Annotated in this window: 24 protein-coding genes and 1 pseudogene; 10 read left to right on the plus strand and 15 right to left on the minus strand. The window is 64.4% G+C overall.

Annotated features, from left to right (window positions below):
* Positions 1-109: 109 nt before the first annotated feature.
* A complete protein-coding gene (locus CH268_RS00535) occupies positions 110-967 on the plus strand; it encodes an ArdC-like ssDNA-binding domain-containing protein (protein ID WP_243611112.1) in 858 nt (285 codons plus the stop codon).
* A gap of 248 nt (positions 968-1215) precedes the next feature.
* On the opposite strand, the gene CH268_RS00540 is transcribed toward CH268_RS00535, so the two are convergent.
* Positions 1216-2298: an IS110 family transposase gene (locus CH268_RS00540; RefSeq protein WP_426374983.1), complete on the minus strand. Its 1083-nt coding sequence runs from the start codon at positions 2296-2298 to the stop codon at positions 1216-1218.
* Positions 2299-2772: 474 nt separating this feature from the next.
* Between CH268_RS00540 and CH268_RS00545 the strand changes: the two genes are divergently transcribed.
* From CH268_RS00545 to CH268_RS00565, 6 genes are all read left to right on the plus strand, one after another.
* Positions 2773-3009, plus strand: a complete 237-nt coding sequence (locus tag CH268_RS00545; protein ID WP_032401325.1) for a hypothetical protein — start codon at positions 2773-2775, stop codon at positions 3007-3009.
* 45 nt (positions 3010-3054) lie between these two features.
* Positions 3055-3354 carry a hypothetical protein gene (locus CH268_RS00550; protein ID WP_032401326.1) on the plus strand — a complete coding sequence of 100 codons (300 nt, stop codon included), beginning with the start codon at positions 3055-3057 and terminating at the stop codon, positions 3352-3354.
* Between the two features lie 71 nt (positions 3355-3425).
* Positions 3426-3755: a hypothetical protein gene (locus CH268_RS00555; protein WP_032401360.1), complete on the plus strand. Its 330-nt coding sequence runs from the start codon at positions 3426-3428 to the stop codon at positions 3753-3755.
* On the plus strand, positions 3752-3916 hold the full coding sequence (locus tag CH268_RS27650; RefSeq protein ID WP_155288773.1) for a hypothetical protein: 165 nt from the start codon (positions 3752-3754) through the stop codon (positions 3914-3916). Before CH268_RS00555 ends, CH268_RS27650 begins: the two co-directional genes overlap by 4 nt.
* Positions 3917-4173: 257 nt before the next feature.
* Complete coding sequence (locus CH268_RS00560) at positions 4174-4377, plus strand: hypothetical protein (protein ID WP_141215061.1); 204 nt, start codon at positions 4174-4176, stop codon at positions 4375-4377.
* Between the two features lie 77 nt (positions 4378-4454).
* Positions 4455-5255 carry a DUF6924 domain-containing protein gene (locus tag CH268_RS00565; RefSeq protein WP_052061711.1) on the plus strand — a complete coding sequence of 267 codons (801 nt, stop codon included), beginning with the start codon at positions 4455-4457 and terminating at the stop codon, positions 5253-5255.
* Between the two features lie 51 nt (positions 5256-5306).
* Here the strand turns inward: CH268_RS00565 and CH268_RS00570 are convergent, their stop codons facing one another.
* On the minus strand, positions 5307-6023 hold the full coding sequence (locus tag CH268_RS00570) for a hypothetical protein (protein WP_052061712.1): 717 nt from the start codon (positions 6021-6023) through the stop codon (positions 5307-5309).
* Between the two features lie 147 nt (positions 6024-6170).
* Here CH268_RS00570 and CH268_RS00575 point away from each other — a divergent pair.
* Positions 6171-6569 (plus strand): annotated as a pseudogene (locus tag CH268_RS00575) (cytochrome c biogenesis CcdA family protein); the annotation flags it as partial.
* 316 nt (positions 6570-6885) lie between these two features.
* Here the strand turns inward: CH268_RS00575 and CH268_RS00580 are convergent.
* The 3 genes from CH268_RS00580 to CH268_RS00590 form a co-directional block, all read right to left on the minus strand.
* Positions 6886-7443 (minus strand): DUF305 domain-containing protein, encoded by a 558-nt coding sequence (locus tag CH268_RS00580; RefSeq protein WP_308051299.1) that lies wholly within the window; start codon positions 7441-7443, stop codon positions 6886-6888.
* Positions 7444-7648: 205 nt separating this feature from the next.
* Complete coding sequence (locus CH268_RS28385) at positions 7649-8167, minus strand: DUF6153 family protein (RefSeq protein ID WP_353852273.1); 519 nt, start codon at positions 8165-8167, stop codon at positions 7649-7651.
* Between the two features lie 4 nt (positions 8168-8171).
* The gene (locus tag CH268_RS00590) at positions 8172-9119 is read right to left on the minus strand and encodes an NlpC/P60 family protein (protein ID WP_032375702.1); all 948 of its coding nucleotides are present in this window, start codon (positions 9117-9119) and stop codon (positions 8172-8174) included.
* Positions 9120-9520: 401 nt separating this feature from the next.
* On the opposite strand from CH268_RS00590, the gene CH268_RS00595 reads away from it, so the two are divergent.
* Positions 9521-10024 (plus strand): hypothetical protein, encoded by a 504-nt coding sequence (locus CH268_RS00595; protein ID WP_176457804.1) that lies wholly within the window; start codon positions 9521-9523, stop codon positions 10022-10024.
* Positions 10025-10040: 16 nt separating this feature from the next.
* Here the strand turns inward: CH268_RS00595 and CH268_RS00600 are convergent, their stop codons facing one another.
* The 6 genes from CH268_RS00600 to CH268_RS00620 form a co-directional block, all read right to left on the minus strand.
* Positions 10041-10769 carry a TVP38/TMEM64 family protein gene (locus tag CH268_RS00600; protein WP_045841173.1) on the minus strand — a complete coding sequence of 243 codons (729 nt, stop codon included), beginning with the start codon at positions 10767-10769 and terminating at the stop codon, positions 10041-10043.
* 86 nt (positions 10770-10855) lie between these two features.
* Positions 10856-11194, minus strand: coding sequence for a metal-sensitive transcriptional regulator (locus CH268_RS00605; RefSeq protein ID WP_032375786.1), 339 nt, complete (start codon positions 11192-11194; stop codon positions 10856-10858).
* Between the two features lie 23 nt (positions 11195-11217).
* A complete protein-coding gene (locus CH268_RS27655) occupies positions 11218-11385 on the minus strand; it encodes a hypothetical protein (RefSeq protein ID WP_155288777.1) in 168 nt (55 codons plus the stop codon).
* Between the two features lie 108 nt (positions 11386-11493).
* On the minus strand, positions 11494-13758 hold the full coding sequence (locus CH268_RS00610; RefSeq protein ID WP_032375703.1) for a heavy metal translocating P-type ATPase: 2265 nt from the start codon (positions 13756-13758) through the stop codon (positions 11494-11496).
* A 29-nt stretch (positions 13759-13787) separates the two neighbouring features.
* Entirely contained in the window at positions 13788-14051 is a 264-nt protein-coding gene (locus tag CH268_RS00615) for a hypothetical protein (protein WP_032375704.1), read from the minus strand.
* A 32-nt stretch (positions 14052-14083) separates the two neighbouring features.
* Positions 14084-14287: a heavy-metal-associated domain-containing protein gene (locus CH268_RS00620; RefSeq protein ID WP_032375705.1), complete on the minus strand. Its 204-nt coding sequence runs from the start codon at positions 14285-14287 to the stop codon at positions 14084-14086.
* 418 nt (positions 14288-14705) lie between these two features.
* On the opposite strand from CH268_RS00620, the gene CH268_RS00625 reads away from it, so the two are divergent.
* On the plus strand, positions 14706-14930 hold the full coding sequence (locus CH268_RS00625) for a DUF4396 domain-containing protein (RefSeq protein ID WP_094648397.1): 225 nt from the start codon (positions 14706-14708) through the stop codon (positions 14928-14930).
* Positions 14931-15075: 145 nt separating this feature from the next.
* Here the strand turns inward: CH268_RS00625 and CH268_RS00630 are convergent, their stop codons facing one another.
* From CH268_RS00630 to CH268_RS00645, 4 genes are all read right to left on the minus strand, one after another.
* A complete protein-coding gene (locus CH268_RS00630) occupies positions 15076-16365 on the minus strand; it encodes an MFS transporter (RefSeq protein WP_032375707.1) in 1290 nt (429 codons plus the stop codon).
* Positions 16362-17492, minus strand: a complete 1131-nt coding sequence (locus tag CH268_RS00635; protein WP_094642698.1) for a PLP-dependent cysteine synthase family protein — start codon at positions 17490-17492, stop codon at positions 16362-16364. Before CH268_RS00635 ends, CH268_RS00630 begins: the two co-directional genes overlap by 4 nt.
* Before the next feature lie 104 nt (positions 17493-17596).
* Entirely contained in the window at positions 17597-18016 is a 420-nt protein-coding gene (locus CH268_RS00640) for a hypothetical protein (protein ID WP_255182256.1), read from the minus strand.
* Between the two features lie 46 nt (positions 18017-18062).
* Positions 18063-18263 carry a hypothetical protein gene (locus CH268_RS00645; protein WP_141215005.1) on the minus strand — a complete coding sequence of 67 codons (201 nt, stop codon included), beginning with the start codon at positions 18261-18263 and terminating at the stop codon, positions 18063-18065.
* Between the last annotated feature and the right edge of the window lie 223 nt (positions 18264-18486).

Here is an 18486-nt window from a genome sequence, read left to right on the forward strand (position 1 = left end):
GTGCGGCCACAACGGGCGTCGGTTCATGGTGAGATCGTGTCGGCTGCAACGGGCGGGGCGGCGATCGTGCATCTGATGCTATTCCGCATCCTTTTTCAATAATGTCCTGTTGATCCTCGCCCAGAAGCCCGAGGCCACGCAGGTCGCCGGATTCCGTGCCTGGCAACAGCGCGGGCGGCAGGTTCGCAAGGGGCAGAGGGCGATCCGGATCTACGGCTACAGCTCCCGCATCGTCACCGAGACCGACCCCGACACCGGCGACGAAGAGACCCGCAAGGTGCCCACGTTCCCGATTCTGTCGGTGTTCGACCACTCCCAGACCGACCCGATCGAGGGACACCCCCAGCCCGAGGAAATCGCCCAGCTGCTCACCGGCGCCGATCCGGACGCGATCTACGACCGCGTGGCAGCGATCATGACCGGCCGAGGCTGGACCGTCACCCGCGAGGCGATCCCCAGCAGCGCGAACGGCTACACCACCACCGACGGCTCCCACCGGATCGTCGTCGACGCAGCCCTCGAACCCGCAGCGGCCGCGAAAACGATGATCCACGAGGCAGCGCACGCGATCATGCACGCACCCGACCTCATCGGACCCGAAGCCCGAAAGGACCTGCATCGCGGCCGGATGGAGGTCGAAGCCGAATCCGTCGCCTACGTGCTGGCCGGGATGCTCCGACTCGACACCAGCGCCTACAGCGTCGGCTACATCGCCGGATGGGCCGCAGGAGACCTCGAGCAGGTCACTGCCACCGCGAAAGCAGTACTGACCGCAGTCCACGATCTGGCCGACGCCCTCGATCCTGCCGACGCCGAGTCGGACGACGGCGAGGACACCGGGACCGGGGCAGCCGCCTCATATGGAGGTCGGCCTGTCAACGACGGCATGGTGAAGCGGTGGCACGCACCGTCGTGTGTGCCACCGCTTCCTGTTGCCGGGATGGTGATCGATGCGAGTGGGAGGTGAGCGTGTCGTAGTGTTCGACGCGTCGTCAACTCTCATATACGCGGGTTGGTTACCGCAGGACGGACTGTTTCGGCTGGAGTGGATCGCAAGTCTATGAGTCGAGCGTGATCCCAACGCGCAGTTGAGGATTGCTCATAGGCGGCTAGCGGGTCACTCCCAGACGCTCGGCCACATCCCACATCGTCGTCGACCGTTCATTCCGGACATCTATCCCGACGCAGATCGCTACTTCGGCGTCGGAGCTTCAGTCATTCCTCGAGCGTGGCCAACGACCAGCACCAGCCGGCCAGCTCTCGTGCGATCCCGGCATTGGCGACCACCGCACGTTTACCGCGTTCGTCGAAATGTTCCCACCGTGCGTGCAGCCGCCGGTTCGCTTGATGTCCTCGCGCTTTGGCTTTGGGAGTCGACGCCTTCCACCGTGCCACCAGTTCACGCCCCGGCCGATACGGCTTGCGATGATGCCAGGCAGCCTCGACCAGCAGTCGGCGTACGTGAGCATTGCCGGTTTTGCTGACACCGCCCTGCGACCGGGATTCACCGGAAGAATGCTCGGTCGGGATCAACCCGACGAACGCACCGATCGAGCGGCCGGTCAACCGGTCCCACTCACCGATCTCCGTCGCCAAACCGAACGCTGTCAACGTCGCCACCCCACGAAGGCACCCCAGCCGGGTCACCACCGGAGTGAACGACGAATGCGCAGCCATGTCCGCGATGGCGGTATCGAGACGATTCCGGCGTTCGGTGGTGGCGATGACGGTCTCGTAGGCGGTGTCGTAGGTGATCTGCAGTGCACGTGAATCGAACCGCTGGCGACGTAACCACAGATCGTGGGCTGCGGTCCAGGGTTTGCCGCCGCTGTAGATGATCCCTTGACGCAGCAGCACATGTGTCAGGCGATGCTGTGCGGACACCAGATCGCCGCGGCAGTCCTCCCTTGCTCGCACCAGATCACGAGCGGACTCCTGCTCGGTACTCGGAATCAGAACCGGCACAATAGAACTCAAATGAAGCAACCGAGCCAAATGCCGGGCATCACGGGCATCGGTCTTGATGCGGTCACCAGGGGGACGCTGAATTTTCGACGGTGCCGCCACCACACAATCGACACCGGCGGCCAACAGAAAACGGGCCAGACCGAAACCGGTCGGGCCCGCCTCGTAGACGACATGCACCAGTCCTGGCAGCGAACGAATCCACTCCAGGATTTCTTTGTGATCAGGCGACATGCGACGCTCGAACAACTCGCCCGTCTCGCCATCCAAACCGCACGCCACCACCGATCGTGCGTGCACATCCAAACCAACACTCGTACGATGATTCTTCACTGGGGCCTCCCACATCTGTGGCTCTACCGGCCAGGACCCACTCCTGTCGGCAACCCACGCTTACATGCGGAGGGGCCCCAGCCAAGACCTCCATACCGTCTAGGTGCACCGGGAGATTCGCCGGCCGAAATGTTCCGGCCGGCGGATCAGGCCACCTGCGGTGTCCACCGAATCGAGCTCCGCTTCGCTCCGCACCGTGGAAAGAGCACAGACGTTTTTTCACTGCGGTTCCGGCTACCGGCGAGCATTCATCACTCGTGCCCGCCGCCTCAACCCCTCGCTCCGCTGCGCTACGACCGAAGGCTCCGAACACTTTTCGTCCCGTGCTCGCTCCGCTCCCACGAAAACTGTCCGGCCGAAGGGTTGCCCCGTCGGCCCCGTGCGCTGCCTTCTCTCCTCACGCCAGAAACGGCGAAAAAACGGGGGGAGGACGCAAGACCGACCCGGCACCAGTTCCGAAGGGCAGCAACAGTTATGACCGAGACCACGAACACCGAGACCGTCACCTGCATCGCGGACGGACCCGACTGCACCGGCGACGTCGAATACCGGGACGCACTGTCCGGAACCGGAGTAGCGCACCCGAGATGCGACAAGCACTGGCAAGACCGCCTCGACCTCGAGGACGACCTCCGACGCCGCTACCCGGCCCACGCGCCCGCCGACTTCGACCCCACCTACGCAGGGGAGCGGTGGGACGAGGACTACTGACCCGCCACGCCCACCACCGATCGACCAGACAGAGGAGCAAAAGTCATGACCGTCAACGACAACGACGACTACTGGACCATCTACGACAAGGCCCTCGACGCGGCCGCCGAATGCCGGAGCGTCGAAACGCTGATCGACACCCTGGGCCGCTACTACCCGCCCTCATCCGGAGTCGCGTTCTTCCCCAACGGGGCCGACCGAGACCTACTCGGCACACTCACCGACGCCGGACACTTCGATACCGTCTGGATCCAAGCGGACTACCACTTCGCGCTCCGTGACGGCCGAGGAGACGGATTCACCTACATCGAAGGCGACATAGTCCGCGGAACCTCCCGACTGTGACCAACCCGCCCCAGTGCCGCATCACGGCACTGGGGCACCAACTCCGCACCCCCCTGGAAGGAAAGCCCCTGATGCCCGCTCAAGCCTGGGTCACCCTGATCGTCGGTGTCCTCGCCGTCGTCGGCGTCGCCCTGACCGTCCGCCAACGCACCGTGGCCGACAAACGCGCCCAAGCCTGGCAACGAATCACCTGGTGCCTCGAACGCACCACCAGCGACAACGAAGCCGAAGCCGCCCTGGGATGGGACATCTACACACCGGTGACCGACTCGCCGCTCATCACCCGAACCGAACGAGACGTCCTGCGCGCCGTCGCGACCCGGGCATTGTGGCGAGCACTGGCGTCACCGGCACAAACCGAGGACACTGACAACCAGAACGAGCAGGAGGACCCACGATGACCACCACCGAGAAGCGCACCACCGCAGCCCGACCACAGGTCGCGCGGGCCGCAGCACGGGCATCGGTCGCGTTGTACGAACGCGACGGCCTCGAGGTACCCCAGTGGATCCGTGACGCCGCCGAAGGGCGCCCGACCACCCCACCAGCCGAACAGCCCTGACACCGGCTCACAGCCCGTAGACCGAAAGGCCCGCACCCCACACCGGGTGCGGGCCTTCTCCATTGCCTGGGATCGGGAAAGCGTGAGGGAGCAGGGTCGGGCCACCCTGCGGGCGTCCGCCGAATCGAACTCCGCTGCGCTCCGCACTGCTACACCCCGACCACAGCGCAGACGGGCCGCTCGTGCACGCGCGGTTCAGGCTTCAACCCGTTGCAGCGCAACACAATCTGTCGGTACCCGATGCCACACTCGAAGCCATGAGAATCCGAACCATCGACGGACCACCACTACCCGCCGAAATCGCCGAGATGACCGCCCGCGCAATCGCTCTGACGCAGCTACACCACGCCGCCAGACGTTCCATCAACGGGAACAACACCGCAGTGGGTGGTCTTGACGCGCTCACCAGCGCAGTTGAATATCCGTCCCCGTCAGCTGCCGAACGTATGAACGCTGACTAAAGCTTATATGTGCGGGTTACTCAGCGAGACAAAGCAACTGGCCGTCCGATGACAGGCCGGAGAGGTAGTGTCGAGCTATGCCTACTCTCCCGGAAGGTCAATCCCTGCTCGTTCGTACCCATTTCGCCGCCGACGATGTCTGGCAGCAGATTGCAGCTGATGCCCAAGCTTCTCACCGACAAGCCGACGGAACCGAGGCACAGGCTTTCCTTACCGTGGTCGACGACAGCGAGTTCAGTGACCTGACACCAACCGATCTTGCCGAATTGATCCCGTCACCACCGCCGTATTACGTGTTTGTGGTCGACCGACAAGCGTGTGAACAGCCCGAGCATCCCGTTCTCGTCCTCGATATTGCAGAAGGCGTCGCACCTGCCTCGTTCCGCGTGATTCCCAGTCGACTCGCGGTGGTGGAGAACAACCTGTCCATAGCAAACCTGAGTTTCGACGAGCTGCGCTCCCAGGCCGACCCTGACGGGGTGTACCGCGGTACACCCGCGGAGCCGCTTCCGGCGGAACGGAGCGTGAACCATGAGGATTTGGTCGGTGCTGCAAACCGCGCAGAGGAGACACCAGTCGTTCAGCAACTACGACAAGATCTCGAGGCGAACCACGCACCCACCCTGACCGCGAGACTCAATAATGATTTGTACGACACATACACCGTATTGGCTGGTCAAACCCACCGACCTGATCTAAAAGTCGGTCGCGACGAAATGTTGGAAGTCCTCGAGCACGGGGGGAGGGGGTATGGCATTCATCTGCCCCTGATCGACAGTTACTGGACGATCTTCTTGGATCCATCGAGTTTGGATCTACAGGCCGCGATGAAAGTCTTCTATCCGCCGCAACCCGCCCCACGGCGACGCCCGGCATAACCGCAGCTCGATGGCCGGCCCCGAGAACGCCGGGACCGGCCATCGACGGTGTCAGGAAATCGCGAACTCGCTGACCTGAGTCGTTCCGTCCTCCGCGTACACGGGAACAGTCTTAGGGGCAGATCCGAACACCTCGGTGCCGTCGATGTTCTGCTTGCGCAGCTTAGAAGCTTCGGCCGGCGACGTGGCTCCGCTGTCGAGGTCCTGCTTGAGGATGTATCCCTGCACTCCGTCGGTGCCGATCGCAGCGACGAGGTCGGGCAATTCCGCGTCGGACGGTGCGGTGTCGCCCGGTCCGAAGGATTGACCCGCTGCATTGGTTCCCGACTCGACAGTGGTCGTTTCGGACTCGGAGGTGGTCGCGGACCGGGCAGCCGGGGCGGTCCAGTCCAGCGGGTTGCTCGGGAAAGTCAGGGCTTCGCGGTATTTGCTTCCATCCCATACCGCAGTGAAACCGTGACTGTTGTACGAACCTGTCCCGCAGGTCGCGGTCGTGCCCAGTGTCAGTGAAGCTGTACCGGTGGAGCTGTACTTGTAGCCGACAGCCTCACACAATGCTCCGCTCTTGAACAGTCGAGCTCGCACGCCGATGTCACCGGGTGCGACCTGCTGGCCGAAGACAGAGTAGATCTTCGACTGTGCGGTCAGGTTGGGCGAATTGATGATTGTGGAGGTGTTCAGGAACTGAACACCTGCGCCGTTACTTCCTGCTGGGCCGACCCAACCGGTGACAACGTCCGCGCTAGCAGCGCCTGGAGCGGCGAGCACCAACGCTCCTAGCAGGGCGGCGATGGTAGCTGTTTTACGTAGTGGTCGAGTTCTCATGTTCGAGGCCTTTCCGTTGGGTACCTTTTATCGGATTCTGAAGATGAAACGGGCTCGTTCAGCCGATTGCCGAAACGAAGTAGTCGTCACCAACGCGACACTCGATTCGCGCCGCAAACCATCTCGTCCCTTGCTGGAGCGCCGCTGCTCGGTGGCGTGTTCGCGCTCGGCTGGACGCCGTGCCTTGGCCCCACGCTCGCCGGGGTGTTGTCCGTTGCCGCTGGCACTGAAGGCGCAACCGCAGCGCGCGGCGTCACTCTCATCGTCGCCTACTGTCTGGGACTCGGTCTACCGTTCGTGGTCCTCGCGTTCGGCTCGAGTTCGGCGATGCGCGGTGTCGGCTGGCTACGGCGGAACTCGCAGAGAATCAAAGTGGCAGGCGGAGTGATCATGATCGCCGTCGGTGTCGCCCTGCTGACGGGGGTGTGGGGTCTGTTCATTGCCTGGATACGCAATGAATTCGTCAGTTCGGTTGTATTACCCATCTGAGAAGGAAACCGAGCAGCCGCACGTGCAAGACCACGCCTCCCCAACTGCCAGTGCCGGTGGTATCGAACCCACTCTCTGTCGACGGCGCGCCCCCGCCGGGCCGCGACGACCCGATCCGAGAGCCGCCCCCTGTCCCTACCGCGGATCTGCGTGTCCCAAGGACCCCGCAGGCGGGTGCATCAGCAGGGGAGGGCATGTTTCCGGGGCCGTGTTGATCGGTGTGGCAGCTAAAAGGGCCAGGTCCTTCGAAACCGAAGGGCGGGGCTCGGTATTAGCCGAGCCCCGCCCTACGGTTGATAGTTCCCAGAATTGAGAGTTACTGGGCGAGCAAACTTTCCATTGTGGAGATTTCGCTCTGCTGCGCATCGATGATTGTGGAGGCAAGCTCCTTGGCATCAGCATTGGAGCCGTCGGCCAACTCGATCTGAGCCATCTCGATTGCCCCCTTGTGGTGCTCGATCATCATGGTGAGCCACATGGAGTCGAACTCCGCTCCGTTAGCGGCCGACAACATGTCCATGTCTTCCTGGCTCATCATGCCGGTCATGCCACCGCTCCCCATGTCCATACCGCCCATGTCCATTCCGCCCATGTCCATTCCGCCCATGTCGGCGGACGCTGCGGGCTGTCCCCATGCGGTGAGCAGGGCATTCATCTGCTCCATCTCCGGTGCTTGAGCTGCTTCGATGGCCTGGGCCAGCTCGATGACCTGAGCATTCTCGGTTCGGCCGTCGACAAGTGAAGCCATCTCCACCGCTTGTGCATGGTGGGGGTACATCCCTTCGACGAACGTGACATCGGCATCGTTGAATTCGGCCGATGCTTCGGCGGAATTCTCGGAGGACGACGAGGCCGGTGTATCGCTGCTCGACATGCCGGGCATGTTCATTTCGCCGTCGTTACTGCTGCAGCCAGCGAGAACTGCGGCGGCGACAGCGGAAGCCGCCGTTATCGCGATCGTGAAACGGGTAGATCGATTCGAACGCATAACAAACTCCTGAAATTATGGTGGGGTGGTTCGGATCGACAGGCACACTGACCCGTCGACATCTGTGTCTCACACAACGGTGAGTCACCTGTCAGATCCGAAGCACAGACAATTCGGAGAGAGTGAAAATGGTCCAGGGCGGCGGGTGCCCGGTTCGACGACGAACTGCCGACAGCCGCGCAGCGTGGACGAGAGAACCGGCGAAGCCCACAACGATTGCCCGTAAGACGGCCAACGCCGCGACAGCACCGATGATAGCCAGACACAGATGCATGACCGAGCTGTGATCGCCACAGCCGTTCCCGCAGTGTGCTGCGGAACCACTCTCCGATGCTGTCGCAGATGATGCTCCCGAATGCTCGTCGACGGCAGGTGGAGCGCTCACCGTCGAGGTCATCGAGTGTTCGCCGATACTCGTCGCCGTTGCGAACGACATCGGCGCAGAATGCATGAGAAGGACTCCGAACAGCACTATCGAAGCGCAAACAGCACCTAGGAGCCACTTCTGGTTCATAGGTTCCGTGGCTGAAGTCCTCACCGGTTCGATCTTACCGGTCTGCCACACGGGCATCCGGTCTCCTCGCAGTCGCGGCGTCCGGACCGTGGACATCGAATCAGGTGGCGATGGGCCGGTTGATTGCGGTCACTTCATCCCAGGGAACGGGCGCGACTTTGACGACGTCGCCGCCGGTGGGGGCGTTGACGTATTTCCCGTCGCCGATGTAGATCCCGATGTGTCCGATCGGTGAGTAGAGAGAGATGAAGTCACCCGGTTGCACTGATTCGCGGGAGACAGGTGTGCCCGCTCGTGCTTGGTCTGCGGCCACGCGTGGAACGGTCAGTCCCAGTTGTTTGTAGGCGAAGTAGATCAGTCCGGAGCAATCGAAGGACCCCGGCCCGGTAGCTCCCCAGGAATAGGGTTTGCCGAGTTGGTCGAGGGCGATGCGCATCGCCTCCGCTGATGTTCCACTCGCAGCCGAGACGGCGGCGGGTAGCTCGGAAGGATTCGTGGTGCCGGGGCTGACGATGGCAGCTCGATCCGCATCGGTGAGGGCGGCGAATTGGTCGGTGATTTTGGCGATCTGATCGGCCAGGTCGGTCTGGCGTTGCTCGAGGTCGCGTTGTGTACGTGCGGCGTCCGCCTCGGCTACCGCAGCGGACGCCTGTGCTTGCCGGGCTTGTTCGAGCTGGTCTCGCGCTTCGTCGTCGATCTGTGTCGAGTCGGCGAGTGCAGCGGCTCGATCGGCGAGGATCCGGTCCAACAACACCATCTGATCGAGTAGTTGCTGTGGGCTGTCCGCGACCAGAACGGCCCCGAGAGGGGATTGCGGTACACCTTTGTACGCGGCGTCGACAGCTGTGGCCAGTGCTCGACGGTTGGCAGATGCGGCCACTTCGGCTTCCCGAGCCGCCGCCGAGGTCTCGTGGGCGAATTGAACTGCGGTACTCAGTTCGCCGCGGCGACGATCGAGGGTGTCCTGCGCGGCGTACATGCTCTCGGTGAGAGTGAAGGCGGTCGCATTGAGTTCAGCGAGTTGTCGTACGGCTTCGGATGCGTTCACCGGGGGTGCAGCAGGGTCCGCCGAAGCTGGAGCATTTACCGAAAATGCCGCGGCAACAACGATGATCGAGGCGATCAGGGTAGCGCGGACACGCCGCGTCGGGCCTGAAAAAGAATGCACAGAAGAAATCCTCTGGGGTCGGTGTGGGTTCCCTGCGTCACCAGCGAAGGAAACGGAGCGCGGCGAGAGCCGCATGGGACTGTGTCCGGCCTCGCCGGTCACCATTGTCGGGTATCGGCAGTCGTAGACGGTTCCTCACGGTCGGCTGAGGCTCGCGTCGACGCTCGACGCCTGTGCCGTATGGGCGGCGAGTCGGCGTCGATTGACGCCGACTCACCGCACCTGCAAACTACTATCATTCATAGTAGATGGTGGGGTGGTATCCGCTGACCGGGAGAGGGATGACGACTGTGACGATGCGTGACTGGCCGGCGCGGCGTTGGGTGGCCGCGTTACTGGGCGCGACGGTGGCCGCGCTGGTCGTGGCGATCCCCACCGGGATCATCCACACTGCGTTCTACGTTCGAATGACCCCGGTGTTGTGGTGGAACTATCCGGTGTGGATTGCCACCGCAGTTCTCAGTGGCCTCATTCTTGCGACATACGTGAGCACTGGGCTGGCGTCGTCGGTTTCTTCCCGTGTAGGGGTCAGTGCGAATGCGTTGTCGTTGTTGGCAGTCGGATGTCCGATATGCAACAAACTGGTAGTGGTGGCGGTCGGGGTGAGCGGTGCTCTGGATCTATGGGCACCCGTGCAGCCCGTAATCGGAGTGATGTCGGTGGGGGTGATGGTGTGGGCTCTTCGACTGCGAATCCGCGGGGAACGCGCGTGCCCTACTTCTCGCGTAGGTCAGGAGTTCGGCAACTCCGCTGGCTTTGGCGGTGCAGGCGCAGCAAAATTGTAGGATTTCTCGCCACGTCCTATCCGCGGTCCGGCAGCAACAGACGACGAAGGCGACCGCTTCTCGATGCGCCATCTGCGGTGTTGGGCTGTGCCTGCGACACCGGCAGGCGGGCGTCGGCCAGCAATCCTGCCACCCCGGCGGCCACGCAGGCCGACGTCACCACTATCAATGCCGGATTCGTTCGCCCGGTCAAAGCGTCCCCGAACAGCACCGCGGCGATCGTACCGGGCAGAATCCCCACGACAGTGGCCGTCGTGTAGGGCAGCAGGCGCACCGCGGAGAGTCCGGAGCAGTAGTTGACCAGGGCGAACGGTGCCGGGGCAATGAGCCGCAAGGACCCGACGGCCAGCCACCCCCGCCGAGCCAACCGGGCATCGATGGACTTGACCGCAGGATTCGTCAGCCGCTCCTGCACCGCGGTGCGCCCGAGCGCGCGCACCAGCAGCAACGCCAGCACAGCGCTGACAGTTGTGGCGGCGATCGTGACGGCGACCCCGGTGGCGGGACCGAACAACAGTCCGGCGCTGAGGGTGAACACCGTGCGCGGTACCGGGGCAATCGTCAACACCGCCTGGGTCAGAAAGAACACCACCACGAACGACGGGCCCATCGACTCCGCCCACTCGCGCACCACAATGATCGACGGGCGGGGTACGAGGGCGGCAGCCACTGCCAGTATTGCCAGCGCTGCCACGGTGGCGAGGACTCGGCGATCGCGCAGAATCGCCGATACGGTTTCGGTCATGACGGTCTCTGCCTGCGCCGCCTCGCCGAGGTTTCCGACAAGCACGCGGGAGTGGACGGCGAGGAATGGCTTCGCACTGCCGGTGCTCAGGAGCGGACGAGCCGTGAGATCGCGTCGGTGGCCTCTTTGATCTTCGCGTCGGCTTGGGGACCGCCGGCGATGGCGGCGTCGACCACGCAGTGGCTGATGTGAGCTTCGAGCAGGCCCATGGCCACCGCCTGCAAGGCTTTGGTCATCGCCGAGACCTGGGTGAGGATGTCGATGCAGTACTTGTCTTCCTCGACCATGCGCTGCAGTCCTCGGGCCTGGCCTTCGATGCGCTTGAGGCGTTTGAGGTAGGCGTCCTTTTCGGTGATGTAGCCGTGCGCGGCGTGATCATGGCCGTCGGTCTCGGCGGGTGCCTGCGCGGCCGCGGGAGTGGCCATGGTGTCCTCCTGGAATCCGAGTGTCATGCCGAGCATCCTCGATTATGCCCGCCCGGGGTATGGCGCGAGAGGGTCGGTCCGTCGAGTCGTCGCTGGGCCGCCGCCGCAGCGCACATCACCGCGCAGCGGGCCACCGCTCGGGTCGCCGGGTGCCGGGTGATCTGCACCAAGGTCGTTGTCACGAAGGACATGGCCCTCTCCTTTCGTAGGCTGCATCGGGGTTGTAGCGGTGGGGTGGGGTGGCGCGCCTGCATGCCACGCCCACCCCAGCCTTTTGGGTGCTTGTTCTACCCGCGCGGTTATCCGGTGAGGGACTTGAACCGGCGCAACCGCAAGCTGTTGCTGACCACGAACACCGACGAGAACGCCATCGCTGCACCGGCCAGCATCGGATTGAGCAGCCCGGCCGCAGCCAAGGGGAGGGCGGCCACGTTGTAGGCGAACGCCCAGAACAAGTTGCCCTTGATGGTGCCCAACGTTCGGCGGGACAGGCGGATAGCATCCGCTGCTGCGCGCAGATCACCGCGCACCAACGTCAGATCGCTGGCTTCGATCGCAACGTCGGTACCGGTGCCCATCGCCAGACCGAGGTCGGCCTGCGCCAACGCGGCGGCGTCGTTCACGCCGTCGCCGACCATCGCCACTACCTTGCCCTGCTCCTGCAGCCTTTTGACGACGTCCACCTTGTCTGCGGGCAGCACCTCCGCGATCACTTCGTGGATGCCGACCTGGTCGGCGATGGCACGCGCGGCGGCTGCGTTGTCGCCGGTGAGCATGATCGGCGTCAAACCCAGGCCCCGCAGCTGCTCGATCGCCTCGGCGGAGGTGGGTTTGACCGCGTCGGCGACGACCAGTACTCCGCGAGCCCGACCGTCCCAACCGACTGCGACGGCGGTCTTGCCCTCGGATTCGGCTGCACGCATCGCACTTTCGAGTTCGTCCGGCAGCTGCTGCGCCCGGTCGGCGAGGAGGCGGGCCCGTCCGACGATCATTGCGTGGTCGTCGACTATGCCCTGCACCCCGAGGCCTTCGATATTTATAAACTGCTCCACCGGTGGCAGGGCTCCGACCTTCTCGCGGGCACCTTTGGCGATGGCCTGGGCGATGGGGTGCTCGGACGAATCTTCGAGTGCACCGGCCAGGCGCAGCACCTGCGCGGTGTCCTCGCCGTCGGCGGTGATCACGTCGAGCAGAGTCATCTTGCCGGTGGTGACGGTGCCGGTCTTGTCGAGTACCACGGTGTCGACACGGCGGGTCGATTCGAGCACTTCGGGACCCTTGATCAGGATGCCGAGCTGAGCGCCGCGGCCGGTGCCGACCATCAGCGCGGTCGGGGTGGCCAGGCCGAGGGCACACGGGCAGGCGATGATCAGGACGGCGACGGCTGCGGTGAACGCGGCCGCGATCCCACCGCCGGTGCCGATCCAGAAGCCGAGTGTCGCCGCGGCAAGGGCGATCACGATCGGGACGAAGACTCCGGAGATCTTGTCGGCCAGACGCTGAGCTTGGGCTTTACCGGTCTGAGCGTCTTCGACGAGTTTCGCCATCTGTGCGAGCTGGGTGTCCGAGCCGATGCGGGTCGCCCGGACCACGATTCGGCCACCGACGTTGACCGTCGCGCCGACGACCAGATCATCGGGTCCTACCTCGACGGGCACGGATTCGCCGGTCAACATCGAATTGTCGACCGCGGAAGAGCCGTCGGCGACCACGCCGTCGGTGGCGATCTTCTCCCCGGGGCGGACGACGAACTCGTCACCGACGATGAGTTGATCGGTGGGGATGCGCTGTTCGACACCCTCGCGCAGGACGGAGACTTCCTTGGCACCGAGCTCGAGCAGGGCACGCAGGGCGGCACCGGCGCGTCGCTTGGAGCGTGCTTCGAAGTAGCGGCCGGCGAGGATGAAGGTGGTGACTCCGGCTGCGGCCTCGAGGTAGATGTTGCCGGCCCCGTCGGAGCGGGAGATGGTCAGCTCGAACGGGTGTGTCATGCCGGCCGTTCCGGCGGTGCCCCAGAACAGGGCATACAACGACCACCCCAGTGCTGCGATGGTGCCCATCGAGATCAGGGTGTCCATCGTTGAGGTGGCGTGCCGCAGATTGGTGAAGGCGGCCTTGTGGAACGGCCATGCCCCCCACACCACCACGGGTGCGGCGAGGGTCAGGGAAAGCCACTGCCAGTTGGTGAACTGCAGTACCGGAACCATGGCCATCGCGATCACCGGCACGCTGAGCACCAGCGATATGAGCAGGCGTTGGCGCAGCGAGGCGGTGGGGTCGATCTCGGCTGGCCCGGCCGCGTCGGGGTCGGTGGAGGAGGCGGCGGGCGCGGGGACCGTGGCGGTGTAGCCGGCCTGCTCGACGGTGCCCACGAGATCCTCGGTCGAGACATCACCGACGTAGTCGACGCGTGCTTTTTCGGTGGCGTAGTTCACCGTCGCGGTGACACCGTCGAGCTTGTTGAGCTTTTTCTCGATCCGGTTCGCGCAGGAGGCGCAGGTCATACCACTGATGTCGAGTTCGACCCGGCCGTCGGCGGTGGGGTGGTGCGTGACGGGATTCATCGTCGCTCCTCTCGGGGTGTGGTGGTGTGTCAGTGTCCGTGCCCGGCGGGCATCGGCTCCGAGGCGGCGGGCACCGCGGCGTATCTGCTGTCGGTGACCATCAATCCTCCAGGTCTCTGATTGGCGACGGGCCCGCCCGCAGTGGACACCGCGGCGGCGTCGTGAGTCGAGGTGTCGTGTGTGTCGGGTGGTGCGGCACCTTCGGGGCCGAAGGCGTCCCCGGCTCCGAAGGCGAGCCCGAAGACCGCGGCTAGGGCGATGGTGAATCCGACGAACTTCGATGATGCGTTCATCGTGCGAATCTCCTGTCCGGGTCTGGTGTCGATCAGGAGGCGAGCTGGTAGCCGGCCTCGTCGACTGCGTGGGCGATGGCCGTCTGCTCGATCGGGGTGTCCGAGTCGATATCGACTCGGCCGCTCGCGAGGTCGACATTCACGGCGGTCACACCGGGGATGCCGCTGATCTCCTCTCGGACCGAGGAGACGCAGTGCCCGCAGGTCATTCCGGTGACGGTGACGGTGGTGTTCATCGATGCCCTTCTTTCTTCGATTCGGAATGTGATCGAGGTCGTCGCGACCCACTTACAGATTTACCATACCCCCCTACGGTATGCAACGAGATGTGCCGCACCGGTGCTACGGCATGACCCTGGGCACTGACCGGAACACCGCCCTCGGATGCGGGAGCGGCACCCAGAATCGAACGTCGCACCAGAGCCTGCATCGGCGGGCGTCCTCGACTCCGGCTACTACGAACGCGGATTACGCGCGCGCAGAGATGCCCACAATCTTCTCGATGATGTCGCTTCCGTCCTTGCCGACGTCGAATCTCGTGCGGACAGAGTGTTCTTTGGGTGATGATCATCGTCATCGCCATACTGGCCACGATCATGCTCTTCGTATACGAGCGTTCGGCCATCACACCGGTAGTCGGTACGCAGGCAATCCATTCGGCGTTCTGTCGTGGCTGCGCTCGGCGTCGCTGCACTGACCGTACTGGCGTTCGACCTCGGGATGGGTGGCTGGATGCTGCTGCTGTACTACACCGAGACCATGCCACCGGCCACCGACGCTGCGTTCTGGATGCTCATGCAAATCGGTATCGTCCTCGGGGTGGTCACGGGTTACCCCGTCGTCCGTCGCCTCCAACGTCACCGCAACACCCCCGCCTGAGGCGTGGGTGGCCCGCATTCGTGTGAATGCGGGCCACCGGTCGGTGGATAGTCGTGAACGGTGCCGCGTCACACCCTCTGTTCGGCAACCATCGTCGAGGTCTCGGGTGTGGGCAATGCAGGCCACTTCTCGGCGTGCACTGCCGCTAGCCGGTGGCCGGTACCTCGCCGCTTTCGGTCACCGTGGTCTCGGTGGGGGGTGGGGTGAGCCGGTCGGATCGATCGAGCGCATAGAGAGCGGCCACAGATGCCGCCCCGACCAGGGTCAGTATCGCCCAGATCAGTGCACCCAGATGCGCGTCGCTGAGAAGCCCGAAGACGGCTCCTGTACCCAGGTTGCCGAGCAGGATGCCGACCCCGACGATGGTGTTGTAGAACCCGTAATGGGTGGCCACCAGCTTCCCGCCCGACAGGGTCACCACCGTGTCCATCTCGAACGGAAACACCGCGGCGGTGCCGACCGCCAACAGTGCAGCGGTGAACACCAGGGCACCGGCGGCGGCCCACCCGCCCAGCGCGGCCGGGCTCGGCAGCACGATCAGCGGGAGGAACGCCAGCGCCATGATTGCCATACCGACCACCACGCTTCGCCCCGAACCCCACCTGCGGGACAACCAGGACGTGATCCGGAACTGCCCGGCGATCGCGACCACGCCGGAGACCACGAACAACGAGGTCACCAGAGCGGTGTCGGACCTGCCGTTACCGACTACCACCGCAGCCTGCAGCGGCAGCGCAAGATAGATCTGGAACGAAAGCACGTAGGATCCGATCATCGCCAGCGCGAACAGCACGAAGGGTCGGTTGGCCATCACCACCCGCCAGTCCTCGAGTACCGATGTCGTGGCCCCGGTCGTCTCGGCCCGGTGCGCGGGGAGCGTCCAAATCTGCACGATCGTCAGAACAGCAAAAATCGCGGCCGCTGCCAGTGAGGTGACTCGGAAGTCGAGGGTGGTCAGAGCGAGACCGATCAACGGGCCCAGCAGAATCCCGGCCTGATAGAACACGTTGAACACCGCGAACGCCTCGACCCGCCGTGGCCCTGCGTCGGCGGCCAGATACGCCCGCACGGCCGGGTTGAACAGCGCACCGGCGAACCCGGTCGCGGCCGAGGCGAGCAGGATCGCCGGCAGCGATTCCACGGCCGCGAGCAGTACGAAACCGGCAACTCGCAGCAGGCAGCCGGCGACGATCAGGGGTTTGTATCCGAGGCGGTCGGCGAGGGTGCCGCCGAGCAGGAACATCCCTTGCTGGGAGAAGTTCCGCATCCCCAGCACCAGCCCGACCGCCCACGCCGCCAGGCCCAGGGAACCGGCCAGATACCCGGCCAGGTACGGCATCAGCATGTAGAAACCGACGTTGATGGAGAACTGGTTGACCATCAACACCTGGCTGGGCCGGTCGAAGCTACGGAACTTGGTCAGAAAAGTTTTCATCGAACGCTCTCGGTGGGATCGACGACGGTGGGATCGACGACGGTGGCGCACCGCGTCCACGACGTCACAGTCTCATCGGTGGGGTGGGCGATGGTCGTCGGCTCGGTCGGCGGGTCAACGTCGAGCAGGCCGTGCTCGGTGCAGTAGTCGTCGTTGTAGATGGTGTCGAAGTAGCGCTGCGGTCCGTCGGGGAAGACGGCCGCGACCCGGGTCTCCGGCGGGCTGGTGCGAGCGATCCAGCCGGCCGCGAGGGCGACGGCCCCGACGCTCCAGCCGCCGCTGGCGTGGTGCGTCGCCGCCAGGGTGCGGCACGACCACACCGCTTCGTGCGGGGCCACCCAGTGCACCTCGTCGAAGGCGGGATAGTCGATGTTGTCGGGATAGATGCTCGAACCCAACCCGCGCATGAGCCGAGTGCTGGCGGGTTGCCCGAAGATCGTCGATCCGATGGTGTCGACACCGACCAGTTTCAGGTCGGGGCAGAACTGCCGGAGCACCCGGGCCACCCCGGCGGAGTGCCCTCCGGTGCCCACCGAGCAAACCAAGGTGTCGACGCGTCCGAGCTGGGCGATGAGTTCGTGAGCGAGCGACTCGTACGCCTCGACATTGTCCGGGTTGGTGTACTGATCCGGGCACCACGACCCTGGATGTGTATCGAGGAGCTCACGGACCTTCTCACGCCGGGCCTGCTGCCAGCCGCCGTCGGGGTGCGGTGTGGTGACCAGTTCGACGCGGGCACCGTACGCGGCGAGCATCCGGTGCACGATCGGTTCCAGTCCCGGGTCGGTGACGAGGGTGACGGGGTGGTGATGGGTGATCCCGGCCAGGGCCAAACCCAGGCCGAGGGTGCCGCTGGTGGATTCGATGATCATCGAACCGGGAGCGAGGTCGCCGCGGGCCTTTGCTTTCTCGACCATGTGCAGCGCGGGGCGGTCTTTCATCCCGCCGGGATTGCTGCCTTCGAGTTTCGCCCAGAAACCGCGGCCGGAGTCCGCGAACGGTTCACCGATCCACAGAACAGGAGTGTTGCCGACCATCGTGCTCGGTTCCGGGCAGTTCTTGGCGGTCGCCAACATGTGGCCGGCGGAGGACGGTGGCACGAGTGTGGAGCGAACAGCACTGTTCATGAGTAATCCCTGTATGTGACCTGCGAGGGCGCAGTAAGTGAGTGATGGGCAGCACGAACTGGGCCATGAGAAGAGGAGTCCTCGGATGGCCCGCGGGCTGCTGATCAGCACCTGTTGATACAGAGTTCGTTCAAGACGGTTCGGCCGTGCCGGATCGGAATGGGTAGATCCGGTGGGGCTCGCGAAATGCGCGGGGCAGACATCGCCACCAACACCACATCGAAGGCCATCGCGGCGACCGCGGCGATGGTCGATGGGCGGGGCGGGTTGTCGGATCGGGGCATTGCGATGACGGTGTTCGTATCGTGCGCCATGTGGGGCGATCCGACGTCGATGTGCGCGTGGTTCGGGGAGAGTTCCGCGGCGGCCTGAGACGAGGACGAAACGATGTGTACGCCGTCGCTGTGATGGTCCTGTTCCCAGGCGATGCCGCATTGAGCGATGGTGTGAGCCAACAAATACAGGACAGCGGCGACTGCGATAACCGTCCGCAGGCGCGGCGGGCCCAGCACAGAGATTCTCACAACGCCTCGACGGTAGCAGCCGGAAACTGGGTTGGCCCAAACCCATTCAGGGTGCCCCTGATGTGCCGCCGCCGAATCGGGCGGTCACACCGCCCGCCCGCAGGCACCACATGTTTCTGGTCACGTCGAACACGGCCAGGACGATCGGGGCGGTGATCATGATGGCCGCCAGAGCAGATGCACCCGCATATGTCGGCGTGCTGCGGCGCGGTAGAAGCCAGTCTCCATCCCGGGGTCCAGCACGCATCTTGTGCGAGCCGAGGGTGGTCCGTGCACCGGTCGATGCCCGGCCACGAAGGGCACCGCGAAGAAGAAAGGGCACAGCGAAGGTGCGCGGTCGATATCCCGGGGTATGCATCGACGTCGCAGAGGCGCGGTGTCGGCGGGGGAGCCGGTCCGGGCTCACCGCTGTTACTACTATCGTGCATAGTAGCAACCGAGGGTGGTCAGGTGGCGCTATGCCGTACATG

This window comes from Rhodococcus sp. 06-1460-1B (assembly GCF_002258475.1).
In the GTDB taxonomy this organism is placed as follows: Bacteria; Actinomycetota; Actinomycetes; order Mycobacteriales; family Mycobacteriaceae; genus Rhodococcoides; species Rhodococcoides fascians.

What these genes read in the sequence shown, in the direction of transcription:
- CH268_RS00545 (WP_032401325.1), top strand. Translation starts at nt 2,773, where the DNA reads ATGACCGAGACCACGAACACCGAGACCGTCACCTGCATCGCGGACGGA.
- CH268_RS00550 (WP_032401326.1), top strand. Translation starts at nt 3,055, where the DNA reads ATGACCGTCAACGACAACGACGACTACTGGACCATCTACGACAAGGCC.
- CH268_RS00555 (WP_032401360.1), top strand. Translation starts at nt 3,426, where the DNA reads ATGCCCGCTCAAGCCTGGGTCACCCTGATCGTCGGTGTCCTCGCCGTC.
- CH268_RS27650 (WP_155288773.1), top strand. Translation starts at nt 3,752, where the DNA reads ATGACCACCACCGAGAAGCGCACCACCGCAGCCCGACCACAGGTCGCG.
- CH268_RS00560 (WP_141215061.1), top strand. Translation starts at nt 4,174, where the DNA reads ATGAGAATCCGAACCATCGACGGACCACCACTACCCGCCGAAATCGCC.
- CH268_RS00565 (WP_052061711.1), top strand. Translation starts at nt 4,455, where the DNA reads ATGCCTACTCTCCCGGAAGGTCAATCCCTGCTCGTTCGTACCCATTTC.
- CH268_RS00580 (WP_308051299.1), bottom strand. Translation starts at nt 7,443, where the DNA reads ATGTCGAGCAGCGATACACCGGCCTCGTCGTCCTCCGAGAATTCCGCC.
- CH268_RS28385 (WP_353852273.1), bottom strand. Translation starts at nt 8,167, where the DNA reads ATGTCCACGGTCCGGACGCCGCGACTGCGAGGAGACCGGATGCCCGTG.
- CH268_RS00595 (WP_176457804.1), top strand. Translation starts at nt 9,521, where the DNA reads ATGACGACTGTGACGATGCGTGACTGGCCGGCGCGGCGTTGGGTGGCC.
- CH268_RS00600 (WP_045841173.1), bottom strand. Translation starts at nt 10,769, where the DNA reads ATGACCGAAACCGTATCGGCGATTCTGCGCGATCGCCGAGTCCTCGCC.
- CH268_RS00605 (WP_032375786.1), bottom strand. Translation starts at nt 11,194, where the DNA reads ATGGCCACTCCCGCGGCCGCGCAGGCACCCGCCGAGACCGACGGCCAT.
- CH268_RS27655 (WP_155288777.1), bottom strand. Translation starts at nt 11,385, where the DNA reads ATGTCCTTCGTGACAACGACCTTGGTGCAGATCACCCGGCACCCGGCG.
- CH268_RS00610 (WP_032375703.1), bottom strand. Translation starts at nt 13,758, where the DNA reads ATGAATCCCGTCACGCACCACCCCACCGCCGACGGCCGGGTCGAACTC.
- CH268_RS00615 (WP_032375704.1), bottom strand. Translation starts at nt 14,051, where the DNA reads ATGAACGCATCATCGAAGTTCGTCGGATTCACCATCGCCCTAGCCGCG.
- CH268_RS00620 (WP_032375705.1), bottom strand. Translation starts at nt 14,287, where the DNA reads ATGAACACCACCGTCACCGTCACCGGAATGACCTGCGGGCACTGCGTC.
- CH268_RS00630 (WP_032375707.1), bottom strand. Translation starts at nt 16,365, where the DNA reads ATGAAAACTTTTCTGACCAAGTTCCGTAGCTTCGACCGGCCCAGCCAG.
- CH268_RS00635 (WP_094642698.1), bottom strand. Translation starts at nt 17,492, where the DNA reads ATGAACAGTGCTGTTCGCTCCACACTCGTGCCACCGTCCTCCGCCGGC.
- CH268_RS00645 (WP_141215005.1), bottom strand. Translation starts at nt 18,263, where the DNA reads ATGCGTGCTGGACCCCGGGATGGAGACTGGCTTCTACCGCGCCGCAGC.